This window comes from Synechococcus sp. L2F, assembly GCF_024345695.1.
Classification (GTDB): domain Bacteria; phylum Cyanobacteriota; class Cyanobacteriia; order PCC-6307; family Cyanobiaceae; genus MW101C3.
The window spans coordinates 100,609-111,816 of the sequence record NZ_JAGQBP010000006.1; the positions used below are offsets into that span (position 1 = coordinate 100,609).

12 protein-coding genes, 1 tRNA gene and 1 pseudogene are annotated in these 11,208 nt (G+C 69.3%); 5 read left to right on the plus strand and 9 right to left on the minus strand.

Annotated elements, in window-relative coordinates; all coding sequences use genetic code 11:
- Window positions 1-42: 42 nt before the first annotated feature.
- Entirely contained in the window at window positions 43-702 is a 660-nt protein-coding gene (locus KBZ19_RS14230; protein WP_094514157.1) for a ribonuclease D, read from the plus strand.
- Window positions 703-805: 103 nt separating this feature from the next.
- Here KBZ19_RS14230 and KBZ19_RS14235 read toward each other — a convergent pair whose 3' ends face one another.
- Window positions 806-1,063: a hypothetical protein gene (locus tag KBZ19_RS14235; RefSeq protein WP_255101377.1), complete on the minus strand. Its 258-nt coding sequence runs from the start codon at window positions 1,061-1,063 to the stop codon at window positions 806-808.
- Between the two features lie 36 nt (window positions 1,064-1,099).
- Entirely contained in the window at window positions 1,100-2,341 is a 1,242-nt protein-coding gene (locus KBZ19_RS14240) for a lipid-A-disaccharide synthase-related protein (protein ID WP_255101378.1), read from the minus strand.
- A gap of 45 nt (window positions 2,342-2,386) precedes the next feature.
- On the opposite strand from KBZ19_RS14240, the gene KBZ19_RS14245 reads away from it, so the two are divergent.
- A tRNA-Cys gene (locus KBZ19_RS14245) sits at window positions 2,387-2,457 on the plus strand.
- 96 nt (window positions 2,458-2,553) lie between these two features.
- On the opposite strand, the gene KBZ19_RS14250 is transcribed toward KBZ19_RS14245, so the two are convergent.
- Together KBZ19_RS14250 and KBZ19_RS14255 are read right to left on the minus strand one after the other, a co-directional pair.
- Complete coding sequence (locus tag KBZ19_RS14250; protein WP_255101379.1) at window positions 2,554-3,033, minus strand: hypothetical protein; 480 nt, start codon at window positions 3,031-3,033, stop codon at window positions 2,554-2,556.
- A 128-nt stretch (window positions 3,034-3,161) separates the two neighbouring features.
- A complete protein-coding gene (locus tag KBZ19_RS14255) occupies window positions 3,162-3,302 on the minus strand; it encodes a hypothetical protein (RefSeq protein ID WP_255101380.1) in 141 nt (46 codons plus the stop codon).
- A gap of 76 nt (window positions 3,303-3,378) precedes the next feature.
- Between KBZ19_RS14255 and KBZ19_RS14260 the strand changes: the two genes are divergently transcribed.
- Window positions 3,379-4,386: an aldo/keto reductase gene (locus KBZ19_RS14260; protein ID WP_255101381.1), complete on the plus strand. Its 1,008-nt coding sequence runs from the start codon at window positions 3,379-3,381 to the stop codon at window positions 4,384-4,386.
- Between the two features lie 51 nt (window positions 4,387-4,437).
- Here the strand turns inward: KBZ19_RS14260 and KBZ19_RS14265 are convergent, their stop codons facing one another.
- Both KBZ19_RS14265 and purM read right to left on the minus strand, forming a co-directional pair.
- Window positions 4,438-5,070: a hypothetical protein gene (locus KBZ19_RS14265; protein WP_094514137.1), complete on the minus strand. Its 633-nt coding sequence runs from the start codon at window positions 5,068-5,070 to the stop codon at window positions 4,438-4,440.
- Window positions 5,071-5,210: 140 nt separating this feature from the next.
- A complete protein-coding gene (purM, locus tag KBZ19_RS14270; protein WP_255101382.1) occupies window positions 5,211-6,245 on the minus strand; it encodes a phosphoribosylformylglycinamidine cyclo-ligase in 1,035 nt (344 codons plus the stop codon).
- 432 nt (window positions 6,246-6,677) lie between these two features.
- Here purM and KBZ19_RS14275 point away from each other — a divergent pair, with 432 nt between their 5' ends.
- Window positions 6,678-7,229, plus strand: a complete 552-nt coding sequence (locus tag KBZ19_RS14275; RefSeq protein ID WP_255101383.1) for a septal ring lytic transglycosylase RlpA family protein — start codon at window positions 6,678-6,680, stop codon at window positions 7,227-7,229.
- Between the two features lie 84 nt (window positions 7,230-7,313).
- Entirely contained in the window at window positions 7,314-8,888 is a 1,575-nt protein-coding gene (locus KBZ19_RS14280; protein ID WP_255101384.1) for a bifunctional pantoate--beta-alanine ligase/(d)CMP kinase, read from the plus strand.
- A 95-nt stretch (window positions 8,889-8,983) separates the two neighbouring features.
- On the opposite strand, the pseudogene KBZ19_RS14285 reads toward KBZ19_RS14280, so the two are convergent.
- The 3 genes and pseudogenes from KBZ19_RS14285 to KBZ19_RS14295 form a co-directional block, all read right to left on the minus strand.
- Window positions 8,984-9,445 (minus strand): annotated as a pseudogene (locus KBZ19_RS14285) (low molecular weight protein-tyrosine-phosphatase); the annotation flags it as partial.
- Between the two features lie 5 nt (window positions 9,446-9,450).
- Window positions 9,451-10,089 (minus strand): HEAT repeat domain-containing protein, encoded by a 639-nt coding sequence (locus KBZ19_RS14290; protein ID WP_094514128.1) that lies wholly within the window; start codon window positions 10,087-10,089, stop codon window positions 9,451-9,453.
- 2 nt (window positions 10,090-10,091) lie between these two features.
- The gene (locus KBZ19_RS14295; protein WP_255101385.1) at window positions 10,092-10,952 is read right to left on the minus strand and encodes a HEAT repeat domain-containing protein; all 861 of its coding nucleotides are present in this window, start codon (window positions 10,950-10,952) and stop codon (window positions 10,092-10,094) included.
- Window positions 10,953-11,208 lie beyond the last annotated feature (256 nt).

An 11,208-nucleotide genomic window follows, 5' to 3' on the forward strand; every position in this document is an offset into this window, starting at 1 on the left:
GTCCCCCGGCGGGCGACGATGACGACCGTCGCTTCGCCTTCGATGGGTTCCTCCGCCTCCGCACCCGCCCGCTTCGCCGTCTTCGATGGCGACCTCGACGAGGAATGGCTGGGGCTGTATGCCGCCGCGCCCGCCCTGGCGGTGGATACCGAAGCCATGGGGCTGGTGCACGGTCGTGACCGCCTCTGTCTGGTACAGATCGCCGACGACGAGGACAACGTCTGCTGCATCCGCATCGCCCGCGGCCAGAAGGCGGCGCCGCGTCTGCAGCAGCTGATGGAAAGCCCCACGATCGAGAAGGTGTTCCATTTCGCCCGCTTCGATGTGGCGGCCCTGGGGGAAGGGCTCGGCATCGCTGTGGCGCCGCTGTTCTGCACCAAGGTGGCCAGCCGCCTGGCCCGCACCTACAGCTCCCGCCATGGCCTCAAGGAGGTGGTGCAGGAGCTCGTGGGTGTGGAGCTCGACAAGCAGGCCCAGAGCAGCGACTGGGGACGGGTGGAGGAGCTCGATGAGGCCCAGCTGGCCTATGCGGCCAACGATGCCCGCTACCTGCTGCCCGCCTACCGCCGCCTGAGCGCGATCCTGGAACGCGAAGAGCGCCTCGAGCTGGCGCAGCGTTGCTTTGCCTGCATCCCGGTGTTCGCCGACCTCGACCGCAGCCGCTTCGGCTCCGTGTTCGAGCATTCGGCCCAGGGTCGCTGAGGGTTCGAACGCCCAGGGCCGATGAAGGGCTGCCCGTACAAAGCCGTTGAGGCGCCCCACGACCAAGGTCGCTGAAGCCCTATCCGCCCAGCGCCGGTGACGTTCAGTCCTCGTCGAGGAAATTGGATTCCGAAGGCTTGGCCACCAGCAGCTCATCCAGCAGCCGGCCCTGGCTGAGGGCATCGGCGCGCGCCGCCTCGATCAGCCGCTCGGCGATCACCACTCTGCCGGCGGCATCACGCACCTCCTCCCGTGCCGCCTGCAGATCCACCCGCCGCCGGGCGGAGGAGATGCTGATGCCCAGCAGGGTGGCCAGGTTGCCGGTGGCCACCGCATAGGCCCGATTGGGCGGAACTGGCATCAGGGGGGTGCGTAGGGAGTTGACCCCATCCTCGCCTCAGCCCCGGCCCCCTGCCAGCAGCTGGCGTTCGAGCAGGGCCGCCAGTCGCTCGCTGCCGCCGGCGCTGCCCATGCGGCGCCGGCCGATCTGGCCCAGCCGGCGGATGCCGGCTGGATCCTGCAGCAGCTCCCTCAGGCGACGGGTCAATGCGCCAGGGCTGGCGCACACCTGCACCGCTCCCCCCAGCAGCCGGCTCTGCCGGCGCGCGAAGGCCCGCTTGAACTGCGGGCCAGGACCCGGCAAAGACAGGGCTGGCAGGCCGAGCCCCACGAGTTGTTCGGTGGCCGTGCCCGCCGTGGCCAGGCCCAGCTCTCCCCACCCCGCCCAGCGCGGAAAGCAACCCCGGCCCAGCAACAGCACCATCGCGCCCCGCCGCCAGGCCTGATCGGCGCCGCTGCCGCCGGGCACGGCTACAGGCTGGAAGCCATGCGCACGCAGCGCTGGCCCGAGCTGCTCCGGCGCCGGGGTGGCACCGATCGGGCAGAACACCAGCGTGTCGTGCTCTGCCGCCAGCCCCTGAAGGGCAGAAAGAAGCCGCTCGAAGTTGCGGATCGCTTCCGGCAGACGACTGCCGCACAGCAGCACCAGCCGCCGGCTGGAGGCCAGAGCCGCCGGCAGGGCCGTGGGTGCCAGCCCATCCATCATCGGGTTGCCCGGAGCCAGGGCCGGCACCCCATGGCGGCGCAGCCCCCGGGCGGTGAGCCCATCACGGACCGCCACCAGCCGGCAGCGCCGCGAGCCCATCAGCGCCCATTCCCAGGGATCCCACTCGCTGCCTTTGCAGCGGTGATAGCCATCGGCCAGGCCGTTGTGGCCCGGGCCGCTGCGCCAGGTGTAGTCGCTCTTGGGGGTGCCGATGAAGGCGAACGGTGCCCCGCTGCTCCAGGCCAGGGCCAGGGGGAGCAGGTCTCCCACAGCGAGCAGGGGCTGGTGGGTGCGCCCCCAGCGGCGCACCGTCTGCAGGTGGCCCCAGCTGAGCTGGGGCAGGCCGGCGACGAGGTCCTGAACCAGCCCGGAGAGACTCTGGTTGCTGAAGCCGCCGCTGGGCAGCCGTTGGCGGGGGCCGATGCGCTGCAGGGCGCCGGCGGCTTCGGCCGCGGCAAAGCACTGCCCTTCTCCCACCAGGGGCAGAACGCACACGTCCAGGCCCGGCTGCCGCTGCTGCAGGGCCTCGATCACCTTGAGCGCGATCAGATCCTCCCCATGCCCGTTGCTCAGGACCAGCAGACGGGAGGGCATGCCGTGGCTGATACGATCCGGTCCAGGGAGTTTGCTCCCCCATGCGGCGGCATGGCCAAGTGGTAAGGCAGAGGATTGCAAATCCTTTACCCCCAGTTCGAATCTGGGTGCCGCCTCTTTATTCAGTCAACCGTTAGCTCCTCGCCCCGCCATGAGGCGTGGGTGCCCGGGGCTTCGGGAGAGTGCAGGTCACTGGCGCGGTAGCAGCGTCGTCAGAAGCTGGCCTGCGCTTGCCAGCGCTCTCCGCTGAAGGATGTGCCTTCGCAGCTCAGTTGCAGTTGCTCCACCTTGCAGCGGCCCCGCACCGGCCAGGCCTTCGGCAAGCTGGTCGCCAGCCCACGGCCGTCGAAGCCGCTTTCGCTGATGCTGCCGATCTCCGTTTCGATCGGCCCCTGCAGGCGGCAACGGCCCTGACGGCATTGCAGCGGCTGGCTGCCCGGCGTCAACACCCCCGCAAACGTGAGCTGGTGGCTCACTGCCTCCGCTTCCGGCAGGAAGAAGCGGATGCTGAGCGACCCACGGGCGCGTTGTTCCAGCTGGATCGACGTGCAGGCCACTGCCGGCGCCTCCGCCAGGTTGGCGCGGCAGGTGTCGGGTGCTTTGCGCAGCCGGCCGAAATCGTCGCCCGGCTCAGCGGCTCGGACGACCGAAGGGAAGGAACCGCCCAGCGGGGCGGCGGCGAGTAACGCCAAGGAGAGACGGGCCGCCCATCGGCCCGCCACGTTCAAAGGAGTTTGCACGGCTCAGGGGCGGGATGAACCCCATTGTCTGTGCTGATCCGGGGGAGCGGCCGGAGCAGAAGCGCCGGCCAACGCGTGGATCAGTAGCCGGAATCGGCCACGCAGGACCCCTGGCAGGCGATCCCGTTGCTGGCGGTGCGCCCGCAGTGCTGGCACAGCACCGGTTCGGCAGGGGTGGAATCAGCCACGGCCACGGGAGGCTCGGGGCTGGGCTCGGGCAACCGGCTGCCTGGCTGCATGACACTGAACAGCAACGAACCACGATCATGGCCACTAGGCCGTGGAGCACGTGGAGCCATGCGGGAGCGGAGTTCTTCCCTCGAGCCAGCTGCGGCTGCAACGGTGGTCCCAGCCATCGGCGTGGGCACCTGGGCCTGGGGCAACCAGTTTCTGTGGGGCTACCAGCCCGAGCGGCACGACGCCGAGCTGGAGGCCACGTTTCAGCGGGCGGTGGCCCAGGGCTTCCGGTTCTTCGACACCGCCGACTCCTACGGCACCGGCCGGTTCACGGGCCGCAGCGAAACCCTGCTCGGCCGCTTCGCTGCGGCCCTGCCACCCGGCGAGCGGCAGGCGTTGTGCCTGGCCACCAAACTGGCCCCCTTCCCCTGGCGGCTGGGCCGCGGCGGTTTCGGGCGTGCCTTCGATGCATCAAGCGAGCGCCTGCGAGGCAAGCTCGACCGGGTGCAACTGCACTGGAGCACCGCCCGCTACGCGCCCTGGCAGGAGGGGCCCCTGCTCGACGGACTGGCGGATCGGGTGTTGGCCGGCGCTGCCACCAGCCTGGGGGTGTCGAACATGGGCCCGCAGCGCCTGCGCCGCGTGCACCGGCACCTGGCCGAGCGGGGGGTGCGGCTGGCGAGCCTGCAGGTGCAGATCTCGCTGCTGGCACCTGAGGCCCTGGCGCCGGGGGGCGTGGCGGACTGTTGCCGCGAGCTCGGCGTCGAGCTGATCGCTTACAGCCCGCTCGCCCTGGGGCTGCTCAGCGATCGCCACCGGGCTGGCGAGAGCTGGCCGGTAGGCCCGAGGGGTGTGTTGTACCGCCGCTTATGGCCGCGTATCACCCCGTTGCTCGAGGCGATGCGGGCGATGGCCCATGCCCGTGGGGCCCAGGTGGCGGAAGTGGCGCTGAACTGGTGCCGCGCCCACGGAGCCATGCCGATCCCCGGCCTGCGCACGCCGGCACAGGTGGATGGAGCAGCGTCAGCGCTGGCCTGGCAGCTCAGCGCTGCTGAACGCCACGAGCTTGATGGGCTGGCACTGGCCCTGCCGGTGCGCATGCCGGCCAATCCCTTTCAGAGCGCCTGAACCCAAGCGCTCCAGAACGGCGGGCGATGGATGAACAGGCGCCCTGGGGGCTTACGCCGGGGAGGCATCGGGTGTGAGCACCACCGGCATGGCGGCAGGCCGGGTGACGCGCACCAGCACCGGGGCGGAGCGTTCCTCCGATTCGTCCTCGTCGGCGATGTCGTCCGCTTCAGCCAGAGCGGAGCCGTCGTCGCCGCCGCAGGCGGCCATCGCCTCCTGCAGGAGGGAATCGAAGGTTGAACCTGGCAGCCGATGGCGAGCCATCTCCAGGAAGGTACGGGCCAGGGATTCGCCCACGGCGGCGCGCAGGGCGGGGTTGTTGCGGCGCTGCTCGAGCTCTTCGGTAAGGGCCTGAATGAAGCGCTCGGTCACATCCCGTTTGGTGCCGGCCCGGATCACGGTTTCCTGCTCCAGCGGGCTGAGCGAGGCCTGCAGTTCAAGTTCCTTGAGGCGGTTGTTGAGACTCTCGAGGATGTCGCGGGCTTCCTTGAGCACGTGGCCCAGCTGGCCATCCGAGAGGCGCGGTAGATCCGCCACATACACCTTGCCGTAGTCCCTCAGGGTGAGAAAGGTGGGGCGGATCGGGGGTCGAGAGAAGCTTTCGCCGTGGCGACGAGGCGGCACGGGAGCCAGAGGAGGAGCGGAGCTGCGGCGACGGGTGATGCGACCGGGGTTGGGAATCATGGACAAAGGGAGTTATCGACGAAGACGTGGCTCCTGCTGGCTCCAGAAGGCCTGGGGAGCATGTGAAGCGAATCGTGTCACCTGCTCGACGACCGATCGCGGATAAGCCGAATCCAATTTGTCATTTCTGGCAGGCGGTGTCAGTACGGCAACCCCCCAAGTGGACGGTTGCTTGCAGAGCCCTCTGCCACTACTCCCAATGGCCAGGCCGCCTGGCCGATGGCGGCGCACACGGCAAGCGCATCAGGAAGGGCCGCTGGCGGTACCACCAGCACGAATCCCACCCCCAGGTTGAAGGTGTTCCAGAGGTCTTCTTCCGGGATGCTGCCCTGTTCCTGCAGCCAGCAGAACAGCGCAGGCCGCTCCCAGCTGGCGGGATCGATCACTGCGTGCAGGTGTGCCGGCAGGGCGCGTGGCAGGTTTTCCGGCAGTCCGCCGCCGGTGATGTGGGCCATTGCCCGGAGCGGTACCCCAGCAGTCAGCAGGGCCTTCACTGCGGCGGGATACAGCTGGGTGGGCGTCAGCAGGGCCTCGATCACCGACGCGCCGCTGCCGGGCAGCCGCGTTTCACTGCTGGCCCCTGCCGCCTCCAGTACCCGTCGCACCAGGCTGAAACCGTTGCTGTGGACGCCACTGCTGCCCAGGGCGATGAGGCGATCACCGGCGCTGACCTGCCGCCCATCGATGAGTGCGTCCTCTTCCACGACCGCCACGCAGAACCCCGCCAGGTCGTAGCGACCGCTGGGGTAGAAGCCGGGCATCTCGGCGGTTTCCCCACCCAGCAGGGCACAGCCGCTCTGACGGCAACCGTCGGCGATGCCTTCCACCACGGCCGCCATGGCCTCAGGACTCAGCTTGCCGGTAGCGATGTAGTCGAGAAAGAACAGAGGCTCGGCGCCGCTGGTGACCACGTCGTTCACGCACATGGCCACCAGGTCGATGCCCACGTCGTGGTGACGGCCATGGGCCTGCGCCAGTTCCAGCTTGGTGCCCACGCCATCGGTGCCGGAGACGAGAAGCGGCTTCTTCAGCCCGGCCGGCAGCCGGCACAGCCCTCCAAAGCCGCCGAGGTTCCCCACCACCTCAGGCCGGCGGGTCGAATCCACGCTGCTGCGGATGCGCTCAACGAAGGCGCGACCGGCGACCACATCCACCCCTGCACTGCGGTAGTCCATGGCTCAGGTCCTTCAGGGCGGGCGATCTCCGCTCCGATCCTCCGATGCAGCGGGACAGATTGCGCTGAATGCGGTGCCGCTCGCGACCGGCGGGCGCCATTTCCGGTAGACGCTGGGTCGATTGGCACAGGAAACCATCAGCGGCGCTGATCGGGGTGATCGGGTTCGCTGATCATTGCCTGGGCGGTGGTGGTCAGGAAGTGCAGACAGTGACAGGGATGTCGGCTTTGATGATTGTTCCTGATCATTTTCTTCGGCGTATTCCTGGCCGAACTGCACTGAAAAGACAGCCTAACTTTGCCGGGCCGTTACTTCTGCCCAGGAATTCCCCTCGTCTGCTCGATGCTCCAGGTCGTTACCTGGCGCGGAGAGCCAAAGAAATTTCCCAATTCTCATTGGCGATTTCTTTCACCCAGGGGCGTTCCGAGCGTTATGCAACCTTCCTTTTTCCTTGGCGCCATCGCCTTTCTGCTCTCCGGCAGCAGCCTCGCCGTACCGGCTCTGGCTGATTCGACCCTTTCCCACAAGTCCCCCCTGCTGGCTTCGGCCCAGGTGAGCCAGCCCACGGTCCAGCTCGAAACCAGCACTGACGTGGCCATCCGGGAAGTGCAGAGCGAAGTCGCTCCCGAACCCGAAGTGCGCCCGGTTGTTCCCGCCCCTGTCGCCCCAGCTCCCCGCGCCCCGCGCGTCGTCAACGTGAGCAGCGGCAAAGCCAGCTGGTACGGCCCCGGCTTCTTCGGCAATCGCACCGCCAACGGCGAGGTGTTCCGCCCCGGCACCATGACGGCCGCCCACCGCACCCTCCCCTTCGGCACCAAGGTGCGGGTCACCAACCTCAACAACGGCCGCACGGCAGTGGTGCGCATCAATGACCGAGGCCCCTTCACCGGCGGCCGCGTCATTGACCTCGCCCATGGAGCCGCCCAGCACCTGGGCCTGGTGGCCAGCGGCCTCGCCCCGGTCCGCCTGGAAGTCCTGCGGTAGGTCTTCCTCTTCAACACCCCTTCTGAGGGGTGCACAGGCCCCATCCGAGAATCCCTCGGTTGGGGCCTTTCGCTTGTGGAGCCGGTGCGCCTGCTGAGAACTCGCCGGGAGCTGCAGCATTGGTGCGGCACCCCCTCCACCCGGAACGTGCCCCTCCACTTCGTGCCCACCATGGGGGCGCTTCACCCCGGCCATCTCAGCCTGATCGAGCGGGCCGGCCGGCCGGTGCTCGCGCCGGATGGCCGCCGCCACCAGCCACGTGTGCTGGTGAGCCTGTTCGTCAACCCGCTCCAGTTCGGCCCGGGCGAGGACTTCCAGTCGTACCCCCGCACATTGGAGGCCGATCGTGCTCTGGCTGAGGCGGCCGGAGCAACGGCGTTGTTCGTGCCCACGGCCGAAGAGCTCTTCCCCGGTGGTGACGCAGGCCTCACCCGTGTGTGCCCGCCGCCGGCCTTGCTTGCCGGCCTCTGCGCCCGGCACCGCCCGGGCCACTTCGAAGGGGTGGCCACGGTGGTCTGCCGTTTGCTGGGTCTGATCCGCCCTGAGCAGCTCTGGCTCGGCGAAAAAGACTGGCAACAGCTGGTGGTGCTGCGTCGGGTGGTGGCCGATCTCGGGCTGCCGCTGCAGATCCGCGGCTGTCCTACCTGGCGTGAAGCCGATGGCGTGGCTGGCAGCTCCCGCAACCGTTATCTCTCCTCTCCCCAACGCCTGCAGGCTGCAGCCCTGCCCCGGGCGCTGGAAGCCGGCCGGGCCCTGGTGGCCGCAGGCGAACGCAGCGCCGCCGTGGTGCAGCAGGCGGTGTGCCAAGGTCTCGAGGCTGCCGCCCTTGCGGTGGAGTACGCCGAGCTGGTGGTCCCCCAGACCCTGGCGCCGGTGACCCAGCTCCGCGCCATGGCTCTGCTCGCCGTGGCCGTCCGTTGCGGGCCCAGCCGCCTGATCGATCACACCGTTCTGATGACCCGTCTCCCGATCGTCGCCATCGACGGCCCTGCTGGCGCCGGCAAGAGCACAGTGACCCGCGCCTTCGCCCGGCGGCTGGGGCTGATCTATCTCGACACCGGCGCCATGTACCGCGCCGTCACCTGGTGGGTGCAGCGCCAGGGGGCCGATCCTGCCGATGCCGCGGCTGTGGCTCCCCTGCTCGAGGCCCTGGAGCTTCGCCTCGACAACGGCCCCGGCGGCGAACCGTGCGTCACCATCAACGGCATCGATATCACCACGGCGATCCGTAGTCCGGACGTCACCGCTCAGGTGTCCGTGGTGGCGGCCCATGCCTGTGTGCGTGAGGCGCTCACGCGCCAGCAGCAGGGCATGGGGGAGCGCGGCGGCCTGGTGGCCGAAGGCCGCGACATCGGCACAGCTGTATTCCCGGACGCCGAGCTGAAGGTGTTCCTCACGGCCACCGTGGCGGAGCGGGCGCGTCGCCGGGCGCTCGATCTGGCGGAGCGGGGCTTCGCTGTACCAGCAGGCGCGGAGCTGGAGGCGCAGATCGCCGAACGCGACCGGCTCGATTCGACCCGGGCTGTTGCGCCCCTGCTCCAGGCCGAGGATGCGGTGGAGCTGATCACCGATGGTATGGCGATCGAAGCGGTGATCGAACGGCTGACCGAACTGTTTCGCGAGCGGGTGCCGGAAGAGGCCTGGCCGGATCCGGCCTAAGCCGCGCCGGCTCCGTTTCCAGCTCCACCGCCAGGTCCGTGTCCACCGGCGGCGGCGCCTCCACTGGCAGAGCCACCCTCGCCGCCACTGGCTTCGAGGTGTGCCAACAGTCCGGCGCAGGCGTCATCCAGAAGGTCGAGCACCTGCTCGAATCCCTGACTGCCGCCGTAATAGGGATCGGGCACGTGGCTGGCGCTGTGGCGGCGGCAGTAGGTGGTGAGTGGGGTGACCGTGGCTCTGTGGTTCCCGTCGCCGGCCAGGGCACGCACGGCGGCCAGGTTGTCCTCATCCATCGTGAGGATGTGGTCGAACCGGTCCAGATCGCCCCGTTCGAGCTGGCGGGCCCGGCTGGTGAGCAGGATGCCGCGCCGCTCGGCAGCGGCGCGCATGCGCGCATCGGCGGGATGGCCCACATGCCAACCGCCCGTGCCGGCGGAATCCACAGCAAAGGCGTGCGAGAGCCCGGCCTGCTCCAGTTGGCTGAGGAACACCCCTTCCGCCGCCGGGGAGCGGCAGATGTTGCCGAGGCAGACAAACAGGACACGGGTGGGAGCCATCGCCATCAGCCAGACAGATTGTCGAGCGCCAGCCTGGCGCGCAGACGCACCACCAAGGTGTCTTCCGAAGCCGGCGCGGCCAGTCCCTCCAGCTGCGCCAGCCCACGCACGCGCTGTTCAGCCGCAAGAGGATGGGGCAGCAGTTGCTCCAGGCTCACCACGACGGCATAGCGCACCACCCATTCCGGATCGGCCGCTCCAGCCAGCAGCCCCGTGAGACAGCGCTGCCAGATGGCGCTGCGCTCCTCCTGCGGCAGGCTCTCCAACCGCAGCTGGCCGAGCCCGCGGGCCGCCGCACGCCGCACGCTCGGCCCGATGTCTTCGGCAAGGGCCTCCTCCAGCACCGCCAGGCCGCGGGGATCACCGATGCCGGAGAGGGCGCGCACGGCCCAGGCCCTGGCGCCGTAGTTGTAGCCGTCGATGTTGGTCAGCAGGGGCTCCACGGCAGCGGTGCCGAGGGCGACCAATCCCTCCACCGCCGCCACCGCTGCCCCGGGATTGTTGAAGCCCAGCACCTCCACCAGATGGACAGCAGCCTCTGGATGGCAGGCCGTCGCCAGGGCGCGGGTGGCCTGCAGCAGCCCGACGGGGCTGTCGGCCTCCTTGAGGTTGCGAATCAGAACGCTCGGATCAGCAGATGACATGGTCAGAGCAGGTCGTCCATCACTGCCAGCACAGCGGTGGTGGCGGGATCGGACATGGCGGGCGGCTGCAGGTTTTCCGCCAGCCCGCGCAAAGCGATCAGCTTGAGGCTGTTTTCGGCCAGGGTGCAGCGAATCGGCTCCAGCGCAGGCCGCCAGCCGGCAGCTCCCAGATCCATCAAGGCGGCGCGCCGCACCTGCAGCTGGGGATGATCAAGCAGTTCCACCAGCTGCTCGCCCCAGCGATGGTCGCCCGTGAGCTGCAGCAGAGCGCGGCAGGCGGCGCTGCGGATCAACGGCCGCTCATGCGCCACGAACGGCTCGATCACCGCCAGCACGGTGGGCGTGGCCTGCCCAAGCGACCCAAGGGCTTCCAGCAGCGCTTCGCAGGGTTCCTGCAGCCGACTGCTGGCCGGCTGCACGGCCCCGGCCACGGCGGGACCGCTGGCGAGCCGTCGGCAGAGAGTCTCCACCGCGGCGGTGGCTCCCAGCTCACCGAGGGCCCGGGCCGCGGCTTCGCGCAGCCCGTCGTCCTCATCGTCGAGCGCTTCGATCAGGTCGGTGACGGCGTCGGCAGAGCCGAGCTTGCCCAGGGCGCGGGCGGCGTTGCGGGCGACGGCATTGTGCTCCACCCCGGCGTCCAGCTGGCGGGGCTGGCGCTGCCTCAGGGCCACGCACAACAGGGGCACGGCGTCGGGGTGGCGGCTTCGCATGCGACCCAGCCACCAGGCGGCGTAATACTGCAACGACTGGTCTTCGCTCTGGCGGAGCCGCCGCAGGGCCTCCGCTTCCGAAATCGGTGCGCCACCGCCCGTGGCGGCAGGGTCTGAGAGGGGTGTGTCGATGGTGGATCCGGCGACATCCATGGCCGCTGTGTGTCGGGTTCGCAAAGGCAGGCGGGTGGCCTGCCTTTGCCGGAAGAACAACCGGACCGGTGTCCGGTGGCCCTGCCTGAGCCTGCCAGCATCAGCCAGGCAGATTCAGGCAGGCGCATGAAAAAGGAGGCCGTGAGGCCTCCGTTGCGCCGATGGCAAGCGAGGAGAGAATCCTCGGTTGCATCGTTGAATCCGCGAGGGATCAGACGAGGGCGTTGATGGCGTAGTCGATGTAGTTGTTGGCGAT